This window comes from Rahnella sp. CFA14(1/10) (assembly GCF_004195095.1).
Lineage (GTDB): Bacteria > Pseudomonadota > Gammaproteobacteria > Enterobacterales > Enterobacteriaceae > Rahnella > Rahnella perminowiae.
In genome coordinates, this window is sequence record NZ_SEWS01000002.1 from 43,843 (window position 1) to 65,794 (window position 21,952).

17 protein-coding genes are annotated in these 21,952 nt (G+C 54.1%); 4 read left to right on the forward strand and 13 right to left on the reverse strand.

Features of this window, described 5'->3' with window-relative positions; genetic code table 11:
- Window positions 1-185: 185 nt before the first annotated feature.
- The 12 genes from EVX52_RS03925 to EVX52_RS03980 all read right to left on the reverse strand — a co-directional run bounded on the left by EVX52_RS03925 (window position 186) and on the right by EVX52_RS03980 (window position 14,974).
- Entirely contained in the window at window positions 186-524 is a 339-nt protein-coding gene (locus EVX52_RS03925) for a hypothetical protein (protein ID WP_129951431.1), read from the reverse strand.
- A gap of 105 nt (window positions 525-629) precedes the next feature.
- Window positions 630-1,394 carry a siderophore-iron reductase FhuF gene (gene fhuF, locus EVX52_RS03930; RefSeq protein ID WP_129990633.1) on the reverse strand — a complete coding sequence of 255 codons (765 nt, stop codon included), beginning with the start codon at window positions 1,392-1,394 and terminating at the stop codon, window positions 630-632.
- A 138-nt stretch (window positions 1,395-1,532) separates the two neighbouring features.
- Complete coding sequence (locus EVX52_RS03935; protein ID WP_129951429.1) at window positions 1,533-2,441, reverse strand: dihydrodipicolinate synthase family protein; 909 nt, start codon at window positions 2,439-2,441, stop codon at window positions 1,533-1,535.
- A gap of 205 nt (window positions 2,442-2,646) precedes the next feature.
- Window positions 2,647-4,254, reverse strand: coding sequence for a gamma-glutamyltransferase family protein (locus EVX52_RS03940; RefSeq protein ID WP_129990634.1), 1,608 nt, complete (start codon window positions 4,252-4,254; stop codon window positions 2,647-2,649).
- A 30-nt stretch (window positions 4,255-4,284) separates the two neighbouring features.
- Complete coding sequence (locus EVX52_RS03945; RefSeq protein WP_129951427.1) at window positions 4,285-5,160, reverse strand: ABC transporter permease; 876 nt, start codon at window positions 5,158-5,160, stop codon at window positions 4,285-4,287.
- 1 nt (window position 5,161) lies between these two features.
- Complete coding sequence (locus EVX52_RS03950) at window positions 5,162-6,106, reverse strand: ABC transporter permease (RefSeq protein WP_129990635.1); 945 nt, start codon at window positions 6,104-6,106, stop codon at window positions 5,162-5,164.
- A 17-nt stretch (window positions 6,107-6,123) separates the two neighbouring features.
- Window positions 6,124-7,641, reverse strand: coding sequence for an ABC transporter substrate-binding protein (locus EVX52_RS03955; protein ID WP_129990636.1), 1,518 nt, complete (start codon window positions 7,639-7,641; stop codon window positions 6,124-6,126).
- On the reverse strand, window positions 7,638-8,753 hold the full coding sequence (locus tag EVX52_RS03960; RefSeq protein WP_129990637.1) for an ABC transporter ATP-binding protein: 1,116 nt from the start codon (window positions 8,751-8,753) through the stop codon (window positions 7,638-7,640). Before EVX52_RS03960 ends, EVX52_RS03955 begins: the two co-directional genes overlap by 4 nt.
- The gene (locus EVX52_RS03965; RefSeq protein ID WP_370278313.1) at window positions 8,750-9,775 is read right to left on the reverse strand and encodes an ABC transporter ATP-binding protein; all 1,026 of its coding nucleotides are present in this window, start codon (window positions 9,773-9,775) and stop codon (window positions 8,750-8,752) included. Before EVX52_RS03965 ends, EVX52_RS03960 begins: the two co-directional genes overlap by 4 nt.
- Window positions 9,765-10,496 (reverse strand): FadR/GntR family transcriptional regulator, encoded by a 732-nt coding sequence (locus EVX52_RS03970; protein ID WP_047612502.1) that lies wholly within the window; start codon window positions 10,494-10,496, stop codon window positions 9,765-9,767. Before EVX52_RS03970 ends, EVX52_RS03965 begins: the two co-directional genes overlap by 11 nt.
- A 775-nt stretch (window positions 10,497-11,271) precedes the next feature.
- Window positions 11,272-13,356 (reverse strand): bifunctional diguanylate cyclase/phosphodiesterase, encoded by a 2,085-nt coding sequence (locus EVX52_RS03975; protein ID WP_129951422.1) that lies wholly within the window; start codon window positions 13,354-13,356, stop codon window positions 11,272-11,274.
- A 574-nt stretch (window positions 13,357-13,930) separates the two neighbouring features.
- The gene (locus EVX52_RS03980) at window positions 13,931-14,974 is read right to left on the reverse strand and encodes a LacI family DNA-binding transcriptional regulator (RefSeq protein WP_129990639.1); all 1,044 of its coding nucleotides are present in this window, start codon (window positions 14,972-14,974) and stop codon (window positions 13,931-13,933) included.
- A gap of 280 nt (window positions 14,975-15,254) precedes the next feature.
- Here EVX52_RS03980 and ascF point away from each other — a divergent pair, with 280 nt between their 5' ends.
- The 3 genes from ascF (at window position 15,255) to EVX52_RS03995 (ending at window position 19,513) form a co-directional block, all read left to right on the forward strand.
- Window positions 15,255-16,733, forward strand: coding sequence for a PTS cellobiose/arbutin/salicin transporter subunit IIBC (gene ascF / locus EVX52_RS03985; protein WP_129990640.1), 1,479 nt, complete (start codon window positions 15,255-15,257; stop codon window positions 16,731-16,733).
- Between the two features lie 15 nt (window positions 16,734-16,748).
- A complete protein-coding gene (locus tag EVX52_RS03990; RefSeq protein ID WP_129990641.1) occupies window positions 16,749-18,179 on the forward strand; it encodes a 6-phospho-beta-glucosidase in 1,431 nt (476 codons plus the stop codon).
- A 239-nt stretch (window positions 18,180-18,418) separates the two neighbouring features.
- Complete coding sequence (locus EVX52_RS03995) at window positions 18,419-19,513, forward strand: cellulase family glycosylhydrolase (protein ID WP_129990642.1); 1,095 nt, start codon at window positions 18,419-18,421, stop codon at window positions 19,511-19,513.
- On the opposite strand, the gene EVX52_RS04000 is transcribed toward EVX52_RS03995, so the two are convergent.
- Window positions 19,491-20,015 carry a hypothetical protein gene (locus tag EVX52_RS04000; RefSeq protein ID WP_129951416.1) on the reverse strand — a complete coding sequence of 175 codons (525 nt, stop codon included), beginning with the start codon at window positions 20,013-20,015 and terminating at the stop codon, window positions 19,491-19,493. The two genes, EVX52_RS03995 and EVX52_RS04000, sit on opposite strands and share 23 nt — an antisense overlap.
- 500 nt (window positions 20,016-20,515) lie before the next feature.
- Here EVX52_RS04000 and EVX52_RS04005 point away from each other — a divergent pair, with 500 nt between their 5' ends.
- Window positions 20,516-21,733 (forward strand): nitrate regulatory protein, encoded by a 1,218-nt coding sequence (locus EVX52_RS04005; protein WP_129990643.1) that lies wholly within the window; start codon window positions 20,516-20,518, stop codon window positions 21,731-21,733.
- Window positions 21,734-21,952 lie beyond the last annotated feature (219 nt).

The window sequence follows — 21,952 nt, forward strand, 5'->3', positions numbered from 1 at the left end:
CTCTTCAGCAAAAGAACTTTGTTATAAGAATAGGATGTAAATAATTTTCTAAATTCCGGTGATTATTATGTCAATAATTTTCATGTATTGAACAAAATTAAAGCGGGAACTGCGGGGTCAGACAGGTTTTTGGCATAAAAAAAGGCTGCGCCTCGAAAGGAGCAGCCTGTTTAAACACGTTGCGGTTACAGCGTGTGGATATCGATGCCGTCGCCGATATTACTTTTCTGATAGTAAGCCCGCGGGACTTCTACCTGATACTGTTTGTCAGCGTAAGCGACTTCCAGAATAAAACGTTCGTTTTCATAGGATTCAACCGGAATAAAACCGAAGAATCCTTCCGTTACGCTGATGGTCCGGGTAGACGGAATAGCATAACGATGAACAATCCTTGCTCTGAGCGGCTGCTGCCTGCCGGTTAACGTGTTCCATACGCGGTTAACGGGTTGCGCCAGAGAAACCATCACCTCTGAGGCCAGCGAGTTAAGAGCCGAGGGCCAGCTCTCAGGTTTTTTCATAGTCATGATAAATACCTCGTTGGTCTATATAACCCAATTCTTATAATTATCTGCCGCTAAGATCCAATCATTTTTTACGCTAAGCTTAGTCAGCGTTTGTAAGTGTTTGATTTAACCGGCAACGGTTTTGCGTCTTTTGCCGGATTTGCGTTCTGCTAGCAATAACGGGCAGGAAGGGCACATGGCGTGGTCTTCCAGATCGTAGCGCAGGCAGCACTGTTTACGGTACTGCGGACTGTCAGGATCAGAAGGATCTTCAGCACGCAGTGGCTGAAATAACGGATTTTTACCGCCATAACGCAGCTCGCGCGATTCCATCAGGCGCATGCCGTCTGAGATATCCGCACCGACCAGCTCTGCCTGCTTAACGCCCCAGCCGACACGGATTGCCGCATTGCTCCAGTAAATCCCCGGTTTCAGGCCGGAGAATTCCGCCAGCGCTTCGCAAACGGGGCGCAATTGCTGCTCGATCATCACATCAAAGCGCGCCATCGGTTCTGCGGATATCAGGGCTTCACCTTCACCGTCGAGATAAATCTGTGCCGGTAATCCTTCTTCCTGCATGCACAGGTAGACATTGTCGGCGGCGATAGGTAACTGCCAGCCGTGACGCAGGGAGACAATCACCCAGGCTGGCAACAGGGTGGCAAAATACCATTGCGACCACATTGAAATCCGCGCCCGGCGCTTATCGCACTGCGCGGCATCGGCCGCATTGGCGTCCAGATAACGTTTAAGCACGCTGGCGCAGCCTTCTGCGGTGGTCAGTCGCAACACAGGCACCGCATTGGTCACCAGAGGCGACATGGGTTTGAACGTTTCTGCCACCCAGCTGACCGGCGTTTCGCGGAAACTGTCGAGGAGTGTTTGTATCATTACGCTATGAAAGTCATTCGGCTCGATAAATCATAGGAATAGAGTAACGAATATTAAAGCGGAATAGTAATGATTTCGATTTAGATTCCTTCTCCCGGTGAAGAGAAATGACGGGAGAAGGTTTTGCAGCCAATGCGGTCAGTTCAACACACCCGCTTTCTGCAAAATCTCACGGACAACCTTTTGCTTCTCATTGCTCAGCGGCAGAGCCGGTTTGAGTGAATACACCGGTATTTCACTGATGACCTGAGAGATGGCGTATTTGATGACGTTATAGATCGGCGTATCCAGTGTATAAAGCGGCGGCAGGAAAGATAACCGCTGTTGCAGTTCCACGGCGGTGGCGAAATCTTTCTCTTTACAGGCGCGGTAAATCCCGCAGGTGAGTTGCGGGGCAAAATTGGCGCTGGCGGGAATAGCACCGTCGCCGCCCAGTATCAGCGTGCCAAAAAGATATTCGTCATAACCGGAGAATACGGCGAAATCAGGGCGATGGGGTTTCACGGCCTGAATCGTTTCGCGGATATGGTTCAGGCTGTCAACGGTGTCCTTCAGGCCGGCAATGTTCGGACACTCCAGTGCCAGACGTGTGATCAGGCTGACAGGCAGCGGCTGACCGGTCAGTCCCGGATAGTTGTACATGATCACCGGCAAACCGGCGCCTTCAGCAATCGTGCGGTAATGCAGATACAGCGCATCTTCGGTTACCGGGTTGTAGTAGGGATTCACCACCACGACGCCGTCGGCACCGACGCTTTTCGCGTGCTGTGCGAACGCCAGCGTTTCTGCCGTGCCCGGATGCGCCGCGCCAATCAATACCGGTACGCGCCCGCCGACATGTTCCGTGCAAAACTCCGCCACTTCATGACGCAGCGCCTGAGACATATGCGCGAATTCTCCCGCGCTGCCGAGGAAAAACAGGCCGTTTACGCCGCCTTCAATAGCAAAATCAATCAGACGCGCCATCCCCGGTCGGTCAAGCTGCTCATTCTCATTGAGGATCGTTGCGACAGGGGGGATCACGCCATGAAACAGTGGGCTGGTCATACATTCGTTCTCCATATGAAAGGGTAAAGTACTCACCCATTCATTTATAGAACGCTGTTTCAAATATTTATAGCGATGGGATCGAATTACAATGATTTAGCCAATATCTGGAAGGGAAGTCACAAAGATGGCGGTAACTCCCTCCCCCTTCGCTTTGGGGGAGGAGCAAGGCAAAACCGACTTGCGGTGCAGAGTGAAACCAGACCTACATCACCAGTGCTTGTCCGTCTTTACGGGATTCGGTGCCAGCCAGATAACCGCCTGCCGGATTAGTGACAATCACCTGCGCGCCGCCAAATGAATGGCCGCCGAGCGGGTCTTCAACGATCAGTTCATGGCCCATAGCGCGCAGTGTCGCCAGCGTATTGTGGTTAAACGTTGATTCAATCGCCACCTGGCGGCCGCCGTTGATGCGCCAGCGCGGCGCATCAATAGCCGCCTGCGGATTTTGTTTATACAGCATCACGCGCAGCGCCAGTTGCAGATGCCCCTGCGCCTGCATCGGGCCGCCCATCAGGCCGAACGACATCAGCGGTTTTCCCGCAGCGTCCTGTGCGAAGGCCGGAATAATAGTATGCAATGTGCGTTTGTCCGGCGCGACGCAGTTGGCGTGGGTCGGGTCGAGGGTGAAACCGCAACCACGGTTTTGCAGGCTGATGCCGGTGCCCGGCACCACAATGCCGGAACCAAAGCCCATGTAATTTGACTGAATGAAAGACACCATCATGCCGCTGGCATCCGCGGCGGTCAGATATACGGTGCCACCCGGACGCGGCGCGCCGTAGGTCACGTCACTGGCTTTTGTGCGGTCAATCAGTTTTGCCCGTTCTGCCAGATAATCATCGTTCAGGAACAGTTGCGGATCGAAGAACATATGGTCGCTGTCGGTGACATGCTGATCCAGATCTGCCAGTGCCAGTTTCATCGCTTCAATGCACAGATGCGTGGTTTCCACTGAATCCACCGGCTGGCTGCCGACATTCAGCTTGTCGAGAATGCCCAGTGCAATCAGCGTGGCGATGCCCTGACCGTTCGGCGGCAGTTCATGAACCGAGCCACCCGCAAAGGATTGCTGCAGGGTTTCTACCCAGTCGGCCTGGTGGTTCGCCAGATCGTCCAGCGTCATCGCACCGCCGTTAGCCTGACAGTGCGCTACCATTTTTCCGGCCAGTTCACCGCGATAAAACGCTTCACCTTCGGTGTTAGCGATCAGTTCCAGCGAGTCGGCCAGTGCCGGATTACGGAAGATTTCCCCGATTTTTGGCGCACGTCCGTCTGGGGCGAAACATTCCATAAAGCCTGGCTGGTTATGCAGTTTTTTCACCGCGATCTCCCACAGGCGACCAATCAGCGGCGATACCGGAAAACCGTTGCGGGCATAATCAATCGCCGGTTGTGCCAGTGTGGACAGCGGCAGGGTGCCGAAGCGTTTTGCCAGTGCCACCCAGCCGGAGACGGCGCCCGGTACGGTGACCGCATCCCAGCCATAGGTCGGTATGGCGTCGAACCCTTTGGCGGCGAAATATTCCGGCGTCCACGCTGCCGGTGAACGGCCTGATGCATTAAGTCCGTGGGCTTTTTTGCCGTCCCAGACGATCGCGAATGCGTCGCTGCCTGCGCCGTTGCCGCTGGGTTCGAGTACGGTGAGTGCGATGGCGGTGGCGATGGCCGCGTCGGCGGCGTTTCCGCCCAGCATCAGCATTTTCATGCCCGCCTGGGCGGCCAGCGGCTGTGATGCGCAGACCGCATTGTCGCCCATCATGGTCGGACGCAGGGTCGGATAAGCCACGTTAAAATCGTAATTCTCAGACATGTATTCTTCCTTAAAAAAGCAGCAAGCGGTTTATTCGGAACGCGGGTCGAGCGCATCACGCAGCCCGTCACCCAGCAAATTGAAACCCTGTACAGTGAGGAAAATTGCCAGACCGGGGAAAATCGACATCCATGGCGACTGCTCAAGGAAGCTGCGCGCCGTGTTGAGCATCGCCCCCCACGAGGCGTCCGGCGGTTGCTGGCCGAGGCCGAGGAACGACAGGCTGGCTTCGGTGATGATCGCCGAAGCAATCGCCAGCGTCGCCTGCACCAGGATCGGCGATAACACATTCGGCAGCACATAGCGCCAGAGGATCCAGCGGTCGGGCAGGCCGATTGCCCGCGCCCCTTCAATATATTCTTCGTTGCGGATACTCATTACCTGCGCTCGGGTCAGGCGGGCGAAAATCGGCATGGCAGAAAGCCCGATGGCGATCATCGCATTGCCAAGGCTCGGGCCGAGAAATGCCCCCAGCGCAATCGCCAGCACCAGAAACGGACACGACAGCAACGCTTCAACCACACGGGAAATAATGCTGTCCAGCCAGCCCTGCCAGAAACCGGCGATAAGCCCCAGCGGAACGCCGATCACAATCGCGATAATCACCGACACACAACCGGCCATCAGCGAGGTGCGGGCTCCCCAGAACAGGCGCGATAAAATGTCACGCCCCAGTTCATCGGTGCCCAGCCAGTGCAGAGCGGAGGGGGCTTTACGCACGGCCATAAAATCCGCTTTGATCGGGTCAAACGGCGAAATCCACGGGGCGAGCAACGCCATAATCGCGAACATTGCGACCAGCACCGCGCCAGTCACCGCGCTTTTGTTGCGCAGGAATTTGCGCAGCACGCGGTTCGGTTCACGGGCAGGGAGTGACGTTGTCACGGAAATCACAGAAACGCTCATCTCAGGCTCTCCGCATGCGGGGGTTGACCAGCACGTACAGCACGTCGGCCAGCAGATTCATCAGCAGAAAACCGACCGCGACCACCATCACCACGCCCTGAACCACGGCGTAATCGCGATTGAACACCGAATCAACGATCATTTTGCCAAAGCCCGGAATAGTGAAAACCTGCTCGCTGAGCACCGCGCCGCCCAGCAGTTCGCCGAACAGCAGCGTGGTGAGCGTGATGACCGGCACCAGCGCATTGCGCAGCGCGTGTTTCATGATCACCTTTTTCGGCAGCAGGCCTTTGGCACGGGCAGTGCGGATGTAATCGGCTTTCAGCACCGCAATCATCGCCGCACGGGTGTGGCGCATCAGGGTGGCAGAAAGCCCGGTACCGAGCACCGCCGCAGGCAGCAGCATGGTTTTCAGGTTTTGCAGCGGATCTTCTGAGAACGGCACGTAACCGGACGCCGGAAGCCAGTGCAGTTTCACCGAGAACAGCATAATCAGCAGCACACCCAGCCAGAAATGAGGGATCGAAATCCCCGACAGCGCCAGAAAATTGGTACCGTTATCTATCCATGTGCCTTTATGAACTGCCGCGAGCACGCCCATGGTGATGCCGATAATCAGCGCCACGATCATTGCCAGCAGCGACAGTTCCAGCGTGACCGGCAGTTTGCTGGCGATCAGTTGTAATACCGGTTCCTGCGTGCGCAGCGAGGTGCCGAAATCGCCGCGCAGCGCGTTGCCGACCCAGTGGAAATACTGGCTGGGGATCGGGTCATTAAGATGATATTGCTCGCGTAACTGCGCAATCACTGCCGGATCCCGCTCCTCACCGGCCATCGCAGTGATCGGGTCGCCGGGCAGTAATTTCTGCAACGAGAACACCATCAGCGTAACCAGAAACAGTGTCGGTATGGCTGAAATCAGCCGTTTCATCACCAGTTCTAACATCGTCTATCCCCAGTCAATTATTTGTTCAGTGTCAGACCCCGTAACCGGATCAGGCCGTCGGCGTAAGGCACAAAACCGCTGACTTTTTTGCTCATGCCGAAAATACGCGGTTCGAAGTACAGGTATAACAGCGGGTCGTCGATGTTTTCCTGCTCAACCACCTGTTTGTACAGTGCCTTACGTTTTTCCACATCGCTGGTCAGACGCGCTTCCTGTAACCACTGATCGACCTGCGGATTACTGTATTTGCCGTCGTTCAGGCCGCCTTGGGTATGGATGAATGAGAAAATATTGCCATCAGGATCCGGACGTCCTGACCAGCCGGACATGCTCATTTTGAATTCACCGCGTTGCTGGCGATCAAGCAGCGTGGCGTACTCCGTCATTTGCAGATTCAGGTTAATGCCCGCTTCGCTGACCATCGCCTGAAGTACCTGCGCAACCTGCTGTGACGTCGGGTTGTTGGCGACCAGGAAATCGATAGTCAGTGGGGTTTTTACACCGGCTTGTGCCAGCAGCGCTTTGGCTTTTTCGATATCGCGTTTGGGCACCGCAATGTCAGCGTGATACGGGCTGGCAGGTGAGAAGGCCTGATTCGCCGGGGTGTATTGCCCCTGGAAGACCACCTGGTTCAGTGCGTCGCGGTCAATCGCCAGCGACAATGCCTGACGCACGCGGGCATCTTTCGCCAGCGGCGTATTGGTGTTGGCGGTGCCGTTGGCGATATTGATCGTCAGCCCCATGTACCCGAGGCCGGTGGTGCTCGCCAGTTGCAAATTGCTGTCGGCTTTGACAGTTGCGGTGTCGCTGGCAGCAATGCCTTCGGTAATATCCAGATCGCCTGCACGCAGGTTGGCTAAGCGTACGGACGCATCCGGAATCGGCAGAAACACCACTTTATCAAAGTGATACGCGCCTTTGTTCCAGTAGTTATCAAAGCGTTTGAGCACAATGCGGTCCTGCTGAACGCGGCTGACAAATTCATACGGACCGGAACAGACCGGGTGCGCCGCCACGTTGCCTTTGGCAGTGGCCGCAGGGGCCAGAATGGTGCCCGCGCGGTCGGTCAGTTGCATCAGCAGCGCGGCGTCTGCCGTTTTCAGGTGGAAAACCACGGTGTACGGCGCGGTGACGTCGACGGATTCAACAGATGACAACTCACTTTTACGCAGGGAACCCGGCAGCGTCAGGTAGCGTTCGATGTTGTATTTCACCGACTGTGCATCAAATTTCTCGCCATCATGGAAGGTCACGCCTTCGCGCAAATTCATGGTCAGCGTTTTGCCGTCCTCGCTGTATGACCAGTCTTTCGCCAGGCCCGGCACGATTTTAAGGTGTTGATCGACATCCACCAGACGCTCACACATGGCGCTGAACACGAAACGTCCGTAATAGGTGCGCGCCGTGGCCGGATCCAGCATGTCAGGATCGCTGCCAAGGCCGACGCGCAGGGTGCTTTCTGCGTGGGCAAGGCCCGCAGACGTCAGCAACATTAAGGCCGGAATGCAGGCAGTTAAGCGGGGTGCATATCTCATGGTCGGGTTCCCTGGGTTGATGTTGGGGTGGAAAGTGAAAGCCGGGACTGGCTTGCCTGTTCAAACAGCGCACGCCGTAAGGTAAATGCAGCGGACGGCGACGGAATCAGCACCGAGGTGCGATCCCGTTGCAGTTCGCTCCAGCGGTGGCAGGCCACCATGCGGTTGTCACTGACGGTTTCAAGTTGCGGCTCCACCTGCCGACATGCATCGGTGGCATAGGCGCAACGGGTATGGAAACGGCAGCCGGAAGGCATATTGGCCGGATTGGGCATGTCGCCCTGCAGCACCGGCACCGGCCGTTTAACGCCGGGCGTGAGCAACGGCGCGGACGCGATCAGCGCCTGGGTATACGGATGCAGCGGCTGATCAAAAATGTCATCGGTGCTGGCCAGTTCGACGATTTGCCCGAGGTACATCACCGCTACGCGGTCGCTCATATGGCGGATCACAGCCAGACCGTGTGCGACGATAATCATCGTCAGCCCGAACTGTTGTTTCAGGCTTTCCAGCAGATTGACCACCTGCGCCTGCACCGACACATCGAGCGCCGACACCGGTTCATCTCCCAGCAGCAGTTTCGGCGAGGACGCCAGCGCGCGGGCGATACCGATGCGCTGGCGCTGGCCGCCGGAAAACTCATGGGGATAGCGGTTACTGAAAGCGGATGGCAGGCCGACGGTGGTCAGCAGTTCACGTACTTTCGCCTGCCTGTCCGCTTTACCCCTGACAATGTTGTGCAGCCACAGCGGCTCGCCAACGATCTCTTCCACGGTCATGCGCGGGTTGAGTGAGGCAAACGGATCCTGAAAGATGATTTGCAGGTCGCGGCGCAGTTTTTTCATCTGGTCAGCGGAAAACTGTTTCAGGTTTTCGCCTTCGTAGAATACGTCACCGTCAGAGGCGCTGAGCAGTTGCAACAACAGCCGGCCCAGTGTCGATTTTCCTGAGCCGGATTCGCCGACAATCGCCAGCGTTTCGCCGTGCCAGACGCGTAAGGACACACGATCGACTGCCTGCACGATTTTCGGTGTGCTGAATAATGATGACGGGCCTTTAAAGACTTTGCTCAGTCCGGCGGCTTCCAGAATGGGGCGGGGGGCGAGGCTCATGCGCAGGCCCCTTCGGCGGACAACGTGAAATGGTTTTCCAGCGGTGCGAAGAAACAGGCGACGTGATGCGGCGACTGATTCAGGGCGCGCAACGGCGGGCGCTCCCGGTGGCAGCGTTCGGCGGCAAACGGGCAGCGCGTTGAAAAACGGCATCCCTGCGGCATGTCTTTGGGTAACGGCACGGCACCGGGGATGGTGGAAAGTGCACCCTGACGTGAGGCCAGCGATGGCATCGACCCCATCAGTCCGATGGTGTAAGGGTGCTGAGGATTATTGAAAATATCGGCTACCTGACCCTGCTCGACAATCTGCCCGGCGTACATCACCGCCACGCTGTCGGCGACTTCTGCCACCACGCCCAGGTCGTGTGTAATCAGCAATAACGCGCTGCCGGTTTCCTGCTGAATACGGTTGAGCAGGGCGAGGATCTGCGCCTGAATGGTGACGTCCAGCGCGGTAGTAGGTTCATCGGCAATCAGCAGTTGCGGACGGTTGACCAGTGCCATGGCAATCATCACACGCTGACGCATGCCGCCGGAAAGCTGGTGCGGATAGGCATCCATCCGCAGTTCCGGGGCCGGGATCTGCACTTTTTTGAGCATTTCCAGGGCCTGTTCACGAGCCGGTTTCTTGCCGGCGCCCTGATGACGCATCACCGCTTCGGCCAGTTGATCGCCGAGTGTCAGCGCCGGATTGAGCGAAGTCATCGGTTCCTGAAAAATCATTGCCAGCTCCTGACCGCGCAGGTCAGCATACTGACGCTCCGACAGACCGGTGAGGGAGGTGTTATTCAGGCGGATATCCCCCTGCAATACTTTTGCGCCGGCGGGCAATAATCCCATCAGTGCCAGCGAAGTGACGCTTTTACCGCAACCGGACTCGCCCACCAGAGCCAGTGTTTCTCCGGCTTCAAGCTGTAAGGAAATGTCGTCGAGTACGGTGGCCGGTGAACCGGAAAACTGCACACGCAGGTTGCTGATGTGTAACAGTGGTGTGACGTGGCCTGCCGGGTCAGTCATCAGTAAAATCCTCCTCATCATGCAGGGTGGAAAGAAATGCCTGTTGCAGCGCCAGTAGATGCTCGCGCATCACTTTTGCGGCCTCTTTCGGCTGGCGTGCGGCAATGTGTTCTACGATGCGTTCGTGGTGATCGTCGTAACGGTTCAGGCGCTCCTGATTACGCGCCGCGTTGCGCACCGCCAGCCAGCTCGGATCCCGACGTATGGCGTCGACGGCATCGAACAGACCGAGCAACAACCGGTTACCGGCGGCATCGGCGATGGCGCGGTGAAAGGCGCTGTCCCAAAGCTCAATCTGATCCGGGTCGCCGCGTGACATCGTTTTCACCTTGTCCAGTAAACGGCGCATAAGCTGGATCTGTTCCGGCGTGGCACGCAGGGCGGCATATTTCGCCAGCCCCGGTTCAATTTGCAGACGGGCTTCCATCACTTCCTGCAAATTAGATTGTTTCGGCAACGCCTGCAGACTCAGCGGCCGGGCAGGGCCATTCGGTCCGATAAACGTACCTTTCCCCTGCTTGCGCCACACCCGGCCTTCCTCTTCCAGCACATCCAGCGCCCGGCGGATTTCCCGGCGGCCGACATCAAACATCTGCATCAGATCGCGTTCTGCCGGCAGCGGTTGAGTCTGATCCGGATGCTGTTGTATCAGCTGTCGCAGCTGTTCAAGTGCTGAATTCGAGGTGCCGTTAGAAGGAGATTGCGCCCCGGAGTGTGTTGTCATATTTCAGTTTCCCGCTGGGAATTAAATCGTTAGTCAGTCCTTTGCATTTTCCGAACCAATTTTGTAATGGTTCATGAGAAAGTTTTGCAAAACAGAGAATTTGTTTTTAATTTCAAATGTATAAAAAATCACCCGCTTTAGAGAGAGGATCGATTTATGGTTTATAAGACATTGATATTTATCTGATATGCACAAGTGTAGTGCGTTAAAATAATGTTAACGGATCGTAATGGTGCGTGATTTATCGGTATGAGAAGTCGATCAAATAAGCGGAATAACTTAGCTAATGGTTCGCTATATCGTTGCTTCACCAAAGAAGGAAAGGGTCGGGCGGGGTATTAAGGAATAATTCGCAGGCCGGAGAGGATGCGGGCAGTGGTTTCGTCTGCCAGTTTGTGACTACTGGTCAGGTTTTCGCAGGGAGCGTGCAGGGCAAAACCCAAAATAATCCGCCTTTGAATTTAAGATCGTGCGGGCGATTCAGAAATCTTGCTGAATGGAGCGGCCTGGAGACCAGAGGCTCCAGGACCGGGTGAAGGAACCGCGCAGCGGCAAGATTTCCAGCCTGTCGCTGAGATACCTGAAACATAGCCAGCGAGCGGAGCGCGCAGTGAAAGAGCCGGAGATTCCTAAGAGGCGCGGCGACAGGCGCCTCTTAGGGCCAGTGTGGGTGGCAACCCACGGTCTTTGTTTGAGGTTATCGTCAGAAATAACAGGTTTATATACCGCTGTTCCCCCGATCACTCCCGACAAAACCCGTGTCTAATAACTATCATCAGAGGGGTGCAAACCCGGTCAGTCGTAACTCTGAGGGTTGAGGTCGTCCGAAGAAATATCCCTGGAACAACGTACAACCTTCTTCTTTCAGACGCCGGAACTGCTCATCAGTTTCCACACCTTCTGCCGTGGTCTGAATATCAAGGCTGCGGCTCATGCCGGTAATGGCACGGATGATCGCCAGGGCTTCGCGGCTGTCATGCATGTCGTTAATGAATGACCGGTCAATTTTGATTTTGTCGAACGGGAATGACCGCAGATAACTCAGCGATGAATAACCGGTGCCGAAATCGTCCAGCGCAATCCGTACACCCAGCGATTTGAGTTTTCTCAATGTGCTGATATTACCAAGCGTATTGTCGAGCAGTACCGATTCCGTGATTTCTACTTCCAGACGTGACGGATCCAGACCCGAGGCTTCCAGAGCTGATTCCACCACCGACACCAGGCCGCTGTTTTTGAACTGTACTGGCGAAAGGTTAACGGCAATCGTCTGATTGTCTTTCCAGGTGGCGGCTTCGCGGCAGGCTTCGTGCAAGGCAAAGGAACCCAGACTGTGGATCAGCCCTGTTTCTTCGGCAATCGGAATGAAATCGACCGGCATGATCAGCCCGTTTTCCGGGTGATGCCAGCGCATCAGCGCCTCGTAACCTATCACCGCATCGTGACGGGCATCAGTAATCGGCTGGTAGTAAAGACGTAACTGATTACAGGTAATGGCGTCGCGTAAATCCATTTCCACCACACGGCGTTTGCGCGCGGCGGCATCCATCTCAAGGCGGAAATCTTCGTAACGGTTACGGCCGTTACGTTTGGCTTCATATAATGCCATATCCGCACGACGCAGCAGTTGATCCGGGGTGCTTTGCGCCGAACCGGCGAGCGCAATACCGATGCTCAGGCCGACGGTCAGTGAATGGCCGTCGATGATCACCGGAGGACGTACCGATTCAATCAGACGTTTGGAAATCTGATGTGCGGCGGAAATGTCTTTCAGCCCCGGCAGCACCACGGCAAATTCATCACCGCCGATGCGCGCCAGTGTGTCGTCATCGCGCAGCGTCATGCGCAGACGTTTGGCAATTGCACGCAGCAGCTCATCACCAATCTGATGGCCAAGCGCGTCATTCACATTCTTGAAATTATCGAGATCCAGGCACAGTGTGGCAGTATGGCTTTGCGTATAGCTGTCGCGCTGCAACGCCTCGTTGAGGCGCTGGCTGAACAGGATACGGTTCGGCAGGCTGGTCAGATTATCATGATGCGCCATGTGATGAATACGGGCATGCGCGGCCTGTTGATCTGTCACGTCATCGGCAATCATCATAACGTAACTGGTCTGCGGATCGTGCCCGCGGATCACTGAACTGGTGGTCTGCAATGTCCGGTCGCCAATGGCGGTCAGCAATTGCTGCTCGCTGCGGTGTACGCCTTCTGCACGCAGACATTCATCCGACTGTTTATTAATAAAAGTGCTCAGCCCGACACCCATACAATCCTGCGGGCGCTTGCCGAGCATTTTATCGCGGGGGATCCCCAGCAGACGCTCTGCCTGGCGGTTGACCAGCAGAATTTCACGTGAGACAGCATTCTCGACAATCACCGAGGAGGGGATATTCGCGATCACGGTATTAAGGAACTGTGATAAAGACGACAGTTGTTCGCTGTTGGATTCGGCCAGTTCTTTGGCCTGTAACAGTGCCTGTTCCGTTTCGCGACGCTCCGTGATATCACGGGTGATTTTGGCAAATCCGATGATCTCCCCGGCTTCGCGCAAGGCTTCAATAATGATGTGCGCCCAGAAGCGCGTGCCGTCTTTGCGCTGTCGCCAGCCTTCGGATTCGTAACGGCCGGTGGAACGTGCTGTTTCCAGCCCGCGTTGTGGCCATCCGTTTTGTCGGTCTTCTTCGGTGTAAAAACAGGAAAAATGCTTACCGACAACTTCTTCTGGCGTATAACCTTTTGCCCGCTGCGCACCGGCATTCCAGTTCGCAATATGGCCATCGGGCGTCAGCATGTAAATAGCGTAGTCTTCTACGCGCTGAACCAGCAATCGATAAAGTACATCAGAATCTTCACTCATATTATTTGCCTGATAGCTGGCCGTCTCTGCACGGGGTCCGTCCAAATCAGAGTCCGGCTAAATAGTGCGCCTGTTCCCGACGCATTTTTGCTGTGGTGTGCTTGTGAAACGTTAGCATAAGAAAATTCTCACTTCGCCAAATTTTGCTTCTAACCTACTTAAATTTAAGAATATTTAGCAAAAATAACGGTCTTAAGTGAAATTTGTTATTGGAGTTTTAAATAACAGGGAAGTTATCGGCAGCACAGATTAAGGCTTTAATAAAAAGGCACAGAATGTTCATGTTTTACATACTGTTAAAATTTCAATAAAAAAGCCGCAACAGGGTGCGGCTTCGTCTTTGGCGCTTAAAAGCACTCAGGTTTTATTTGCGGTTTCGGCTTCATTTTGCCGATAAACCCCAATCCGGATCACACCGCAAATGAAATCCGAAATATTGGGTTGTCACGATGGACCACTTCAGTCCGTATATTTTTTGTTATGTCGACGTACCACAACGCGCCTTCGCAATAATTTCCTTCAAGTTCGAGATAACGATGAGCGTCAAATTGATAAACAACTTGTAGAGGCGTCTTTAATAGTTTGAGTCTACCACGTCAGCTCGGTTTAGATAAGGCCCGTCAATCACCGACTCCCGCAGAATAAGCTCTGACCCGAATTTATTCTGTTCAGATAAATAGCCGCCGTCGAGCATAGAAATAATCTGATTAATGACTTCACTGACCATATCGCTGACCGGGTCTTTCACGCTCGACAATGCGGGAATAAGAAATGGTGCGGTGGGAATATTATCAAACCCGATCACCGAAACCTGTGAAGGTACCGAAATACCGGCTTCGTTGAGTTTTTTCATCGCGCCAATCGCCATTTCATCATTACTGGCCAGAATAGCGCTGAACGGTTCGCCGCTCGTCAGCAGGGTTTCGACGGCGGCAGCACCGCTGGCCGCAGACCATTTCCCCTGCACAATCAGCGATTCCTTGACCGGCAGTCCGGCTGCTGCGAGCGCTTCTTTATAACCGGAAAGACGTTCAATGGCTGTCGGGGAATCCAGGGAGCCGGTGATAAACGCAATATGATGGTGGCCACGTTCAATCAGCGCCTGCGTGGCCTTAAAACCGGATCCTTTGTGGTCGCAATAAATACAATGGCTCTGATGTTTGCGCAGTTTACGGTTAACGACCATCACCGGCTTATTATATTTGTCGATCAGTTCATCCATTTCATCCACGGATAAAAAACGCGGATAAATAATGATGCCGTCACAGCGTAAATCATGCAGAAACTGAATGGCTTCGCGTTCTTCTTCGGCGCTGTGTTTGCCATCAACCAGGATCAGCTGACGTCCGTTGGCGTCGAGTTTTTTGGCCGCCTGAGAAATTAGCTCACTGAAATAGTTGCCGTTATACAGCGTGTTGGTCACCACCAGACCGATGCACATCGATTTGCTGGTCGCCAGGTTGCGCGCCAGTAAATTCGGCCGGTATCCCGCTTCCTCGATGGCTTTAAAGACCTGATCTTTGGTTTCCTGGCTTACATAACCTTTACCGGAAAGCACACGGGAAACGGTGGCTTTGGAAACGCCCGCTTTGGTTGCCACTTCCTGCATTGTCGACATCAGGGTTTCCTGAAAGATAAAAATGAGCCGCCATTCTACACATTTCAGCGGTTTTGCGATGTTTTTGGCATAACAGAACGATAGTGAGAGATCACCATCACAAAAATAAAACGACGTTGCAATTTTTTATTGAAGTCTCGCAAGGAACTGCACATTCTCGTGTGAAACCGGTTACCTATTGTTTCACCAAAACCACCATGTTTCATAAAAAGCGGTTTCACAGAAGTCAGTGCTTCTGAAAAACATTCATAACCCTATGAATCCGAGAGAGTTGTTACTCATGTCTAAAAATTTTGCAGCAATATCACAGTCGATTGTTGATGCCATCGGCGGCCCACAGAACGTGGCGGCAGTGACGCACTGCATGACGCGGCTACGTTTCGTACTGAATGACGAATCGGCCGTTGATGCCGCGACACTGAAAGCCATTAGCGGCGTGATGGGCGTGGTGCGCAACGAAAAACAGTGTCAGGTGATCATCGGTAACAACGTTTCCCAGGCGTACGCTGAAGTGCTGAAATTGCTGCCGGAAGGGTTTTCTGCCGGTAACAATGACGCGCCGGTAAAAAACAAAATCACCCTCAAACGCATCGGCTCCGGCATCCTGGATGCGCTGATCGGCACTATGTCACCGCTGATCCCGGCCATTATCGGTGGCTCCATGGTGAAATTGCTGGCGATGATCCTGGATATGACCGGTGTGTTAGGTAAGGGCGCTTCAACGCTCGTCATCCTCAACACCATTGGCGACGGCGCATTCTTCTTCCTGCCGGTTATGGTGGCGGCATCAGCGGCGGTGAAGTTCAAAACCAATATGTCGCTGGCGATTGCGATTGCCGGTGTCCTTGTCCATCCTGCATTTATCGATTTAATGGCGAAAGCGGCGCAGGGGCAGAAAGTCGAATTTATCGGCATTTCAGTCACGGCGGTGAAATACACCTACACCGTTATTCCGGCGCTGTGCATGACCTGGCTGCTGTCTTACATTGAAAAATGGGTGGACCGTATCACGCCGGTCGTCACTAAAAACTTCCTGAAACCTATGCTGATTATGCTGATCGCAGCCCCCGTTGCCATCATGCTGATCGGCCCGCTGGGCATCTGGATTGGCACCGGGATTTCTGCGGCGGTGTATACCGTACACAGTTATCTGGGCTGGCTGTCAGTCGCTATTATGGGGGCGGCCTGGCCGCTGCTGGTGATGACCGGCATGCACCGTGTGTTTACGCCAACCATTATTCAGACCATCGCTGAAACCGGTAAAGAAGGCATGGTCATGCCATCCGAAATCGGCGCAAACCTGTCCCTGGGGGGTTCTTCACTGGCGGTCGCATGGCGTACCAAAAATCCGGAACTGCGTCAGACGGCGCTGGCCGCGGCGGCTTCAGCCATTGTCGCCGGGATTTCCGAACCTGCATTGTATGGTGTGGCGCTGCGCCTCAAACGTCCGCTGATCGCCTGCTTAATCAGCGGATTTATCTGCGGGGGTGTGGCGGGATTAGGCGGACTCGCCAGCCATTCGATGGCATCGCCGGGGCTGTTTACCAGTGTGCAGTTCTTCGACCCGTCGAATCCGATGAGCATTGTCTGGGTGGCGGGCGTGATGGTCCTCGCCGTGGTGATTTCCTTCTTCACCACGCTGCTGCTCGGATTTGAAGACATTCCTGTCGACACGGTGGCACCGAAAGACATAAAACCGGCAGATACCCCGGCTTCCGTTGCCTTTGCAGTTTCATCAGGCGCGGCAAAATCACATTAAAGAAGAGGATTTCACATGGCAGCATCAGCATTTCCTGAGGGCTTTTTATGGGGCGGCGCAATTGCCGCAAACCAGGCCGAGGGTGGCAGTTTTGAAGGGGGTAAGGGACTGACGACGGTAGATATGATCCCGCATGGCGCGCAGCGTCTGGCAGTCAAAACCGGTCAGGAAAAACGTTTCTCCCTCAGGGCCGGTGAATTTTATCCGGCGCATCAGGCGATTGACTTCTACCATCGATACAAAGAAGACATCGCGCTGATGGCAGAAATGGGTTTTACCGTATTTCGCACTTCGATTGCCTGGAGCCGTCTTTATCCGAAAGGTGATGAGCTGACCCCGAATGCAGAAGGTATCGCGTTTTACCGGAATGTGTTTGCGGAGTGCAAAAAGTATGGCATTGAGCCGCTGGTAACGTTATGCCATTTTGATGTGCCGATGCATCTGGTGATCGAATACGGCTCGTGGCGCAACCGTAAAATGGTGGAATTTTTTGCCCGCTATGCCCGAACTTGCTTTGAAGCGTTCGACGGGCTGGTGAAATACTGGCTGACCTTTAACGAGATCAATATCCTGCTGCACAGCCCGTTCTCCGGTGCCGGTTTGGTCTTTGAAGAGGGTGAAAATCAGGAACAGGTGAAATATCAGGCGGCGCACCATGAGCTGGTGGCAAGTGCTTTAGCGACAAAAATTGCCCATGAAGTGAATCCTGATAATCAGGTCGGCTGTATGCTGGCGGGGGGGAACTTCTATCCGCAAACCTGCAAACCGGCTGACGTGTGGGCGGCCCTGCAAAAGGACCGGGAGAACCTGTTTTTCATTGATGTTCAGGCACGGGGTGAATATCCGTCTTATACCCGGCGCGTGTTTGCAGAGAAGGGCGTGAACGTGGTGACCGCGCCGGGCGACGATGACATCCTGAAAAACACCGTCGATTTCGTATCCTTTAGCTACTACGCCTCACGCTGTGCGTCGGCAGATATGAACGACAACAACAGCAGCGCGGCGAATATTGTTAAATCACTCAAAAACCCGTACATCGAAGCCAGCGAATGGGGCTGGGGTATTGATCCGCTTGGTCTGCGCATCACCATGAATATGATGTACGACCGTTACCAGAAGCCATTATTCCTGGTCGAAAATGGCCTCGGCGCGAAAGATGAAATCAACGCGCAGGGTGAAATCAATGACGATTACCGCATCAGCTACCTGCGTGAACATATCCGCGCCATGGGGGAGGCGATCACCGACGGCGTTCCGTTGATCGGTTATACGTCATGGGGCTGTATCGATCTGGTGTCCGCCTCGACCGGTGAAATGAGCAAGCGCTACGGCTTCGTTTATGTCGACCGCGACGATGCCGGGAATGGCACGCTGGAAAGAAAGAGAAAGAAATCATTCTGGTGGTATAAGAAAGTGATTGCCAGTAACGGCGCAGATCTGGACTGACCCGTCACGGGAATACCCAAACCGGGTATTCCCGCCTCCCCCTGCGGGGCATCACGTCGCCGTATTTTGCCTTTTACACGCTTTCAGAATGCTTAAATTTGCCTGCCGGCTCTGCAAATTACGTAAAAAGAGTGTGATCTCAATTGAATAACCTAGACATGCAATTTGCCGTTGTGGTTAAGAGGGAATAAAAAATGGCTCTTTATAGACGTTAATGCATTTTATATCAGGAGCGATAAATGAAAGCGCAATGGAGCAGGGAAGAGGCGGCAGTGTGGAGTGAACAACAGGGCTGGATTTGCGGATTTAATTATCTGCCGCGCACGGCGGTGAACTGGACGGAACTGTGGCAGCGTGAAACCTTTGATGCACTGACCATTGATCAGGAACTCGCCTGGGCGCAGGAGGCGGGTTATAACCAGTTGCGCATCAACCTGCCGTTCATCGTCTGGCAGGCCGATCGCGACGGTTTGCTGTCGCGCATCGATCAGTTTCTCAGTATTGCCAGTCGTCATGAAATCAGGGTCATGCTCACGCTGTTGGACGATTGCGGATTTTCCGGTGACGAGCCGTTTCTTGGGCCGCAAAAGGCGCCGGAACCGGGTAAACACAACAGTCAGGCGGCCGCCAGTCCGGGGCGTGATGTGGTCTGCAACCGCGAGATGTGGCCGGAAGTGGAACGCTATGTGCGTGACATCATCCGTCATTTCCGCACCGATGACCGCGTTGCCATTTGGGATTTGTACAACGAGCCGGGAAACCGTGGCACGTTCGCTACCGGACTGGAAGAAGTGTTGTATGACGAAAAACTGGAAGTATTTGCTCTCGAACTGATGCAAAAGGTGTTTGTCTGGGCGCGCGGGGAGGATCCGGTTCAGCCGCTGACCGTGGGTGCATGGCATGTCTCACAGGATTTGGATCAGCCCGAAAGCGAGTTTTTCACGCATCCGGTTGACGTTGCGGCGGCCGGGCTTTCTGATGTCATCAGTTTTCATGCGTATGTCGCAACACCAAAACTTTTACAGGCATTGCGTTTCTGGCAGAAATTTGGCCGCCCGATATTATGTACCGAGTGGCTGGCGCGCCATGTCGGCAGCGTATTCGAGGAGCAACTTCCCCTGTTCAGCGCGTTGAATGCCGGGTGTTATCAATGGGGATTAGTGCGCGGTAAAACCCAGACGACACTGCCCTGGCCTTCGGTACGCAAGGGCAATCACGATTACGCTCATTTATGGTTTCACGACGTACTCGACGAATACGGTATTCCGTTCCGGCGCGCCGAAATGGATCTGGTGCGCCGTTTAACGCGTGTTAAAAAGAGTGACGTCTCTTAAGGGGCAACGCCTTATCCCGGCTATTGCTTAACGGAGACTCATTAACCGGCCAGGAGACCGGACGTTCACTTCTGGCCGTTGTTTTTACATGCTGAACTATACGCAGGAATCGGAAATATTGCGGGGGAATAACCATTTGCAGATTATTAGCCATGCCTTGTAAGTCATTTAAATTATCGCGGCAATGGAACTTACACTGACTGTACTCCATAATATCCCAGCGGCATTCCTTCAGCTGGAATAAAGGTACACGCGAAAATACTTTCAAAATAGTGGGGCCTTTGAAAGGATTAATACCGACAGCTTTTTTTCCATGATGCGCGGGATTGAACATATCACGTGACTCGGCGGCTCGTGAAAAATAACCCACTAAAAAATCATCATCTCTTGCGACATATAACCCTGAACCTAAAGCAGCGTAGGCATGGCTTTCCCTGGGGCCATATTTTACTAATTGCAAAGCAGAAGCGGCACTTGTGCCATGGTAGCCCAGTAAATACATATAACCTCCGGTGTTATAAATTTCTTCATATATAAATGATGTTCAGGTATTTTTGAATATTCCCGGCCTCACAGGCCGGATCACAAACCGGCAGAAATATAACGCCTGCCGGAAGATTTTAATAGTCAGATAAATTTCACGCCGGATAGGAGCTTTTGCAACTCTCTGTTTTTATAGGGGTTGTGTGGCCTGCGTGTGATTTGATGAATCACTTATTAAGCACCGCAAAATACCTGATACGGTCAATTATCATCAGGGAGAGCTTTTTATGAACAATATATTTATCTTTAAGATGACTTTCACCGGTTTATCATAAAAGGGCACAGTAATGCGCCCGGAATTTCCCGTTTACCTCCACTTAAATTTCTGAATCTTTCTGTCATAACCACCCCGATTCTCCGCTTCGCAGGAGAGGGCGCTGACCGGGCCGTTTTGCCTTACCCCTTCCGGCACACTTCTTGCTTTACTTTCTCAATCTCTGGCCAATATCAGGTTCATTCATGTCCCTTTCTGCCCTTAATTTTGTACTGGCATCGAAAAAAAGTGAAATTCTCTGCCTGCAACAGCTGTTGGAAATGGGCAGGCTGGTCGGCGCGGTCAGCAGGCTGATCCACATGCTGCAACGTGAACGGGGCACGGCGAATATCTATTTATGTTCGCACGGCGAACTGTGGGCGGAGCAACTGGGTGAGCGGGCGCTACAGGTCCGGATGGCGGAACAGGCAGTGGATCAGCAGTTGCTTGCGCTGGATCTGAACGGTCAGAGCATAGGTAATGCGCCGCGTCTGTTCAGCCGTATCGCTGCCGTCTTACACAGCCTCAGCACCTTGCCGGTGTTGCGCCGTCAGGTGCAGGTACAGGATATCAGCCAGCCGGAAGCGATGCGGCAATACAGCGAGGTTATCCGCACACATTTGGCGCTGGTGTTTGAAGCCGCTGATATTTCAGGTGATCCGTCTATTTCGCGTACGTTACTGGCAATGTTCAGTTTTATGCAGGGTAAAGAACTGGCCGGACAGGAGCGTGCAACCGGCGCAGCAGGATTTGCCGCACGGCATTTCGATGACGTGGCACACCAGCAGCTTTTGGCACTGATCGAAGGCCAGGAGCGGTGTTTTCAAACCTTCAGGGAGTTTGCCGATGCCCGCTGTCTGGCGCTGTGGCAACAGCAACTGGACACCGACAGCAGCGAGTTCGAGCGCCTGCGGCGAATTGCCTGTACCCGCACCACACCGGCGGACGAGGGTCCGGCTGCCGCGCTGCGTTGGTTTGAGGTGACCACGGCACGTATTGACGGGATGAAAGTGGTGGAAGATGTGCTTGAAGACGTTCTGATGGCGTGCTGCCGCGAGCGGATCCGTGAAGCGCAGGCGTCTCTTGCCCTTCAGCAGCAGGATATCGGGCAAATTCCCCCGCAGGATTCGCATTATCCGGCGCTGATCCCGCCGCAACTGAGTCGTTCCGTCCTGGAACTGGTCGAGCAGCAATCCCGTCAGTTACAGGCACTCGACGCTGAACTGGCCGGGCTTCGCGCGACGCTGGCTGAGCGAAAGCTGGTGGAACGCGCCAAAGGATTGCTGATGCAACATCACGGACTGACCGAACCGCAGGCGCATAAAACCCTGCGTGATATGGCGATGAACCAGAACAAGAAACTGTCGGACATCGCCGAAGCGATGCTCGCGGTGTCGGCAGTATTAGGGAAGAAAAGTGATTAATCCTTAAGGAGTATCTGCACTGTTGGTGTGCCATTGTGATGTGCACCACGTTCTGTCGCGGTGCACCGGGCGACGGGAATGACGCGGCAAAGCCGCTAACAGGCTGTTTTTACAGTGATGTACGAAGTTGGCATATAAGCTGCATTGTTTTTACGACATAAGGACTAAACCAATGGCGGTTTAGTCAGGATTACGGATAAAGGCGTCCGTCAGCGTTCA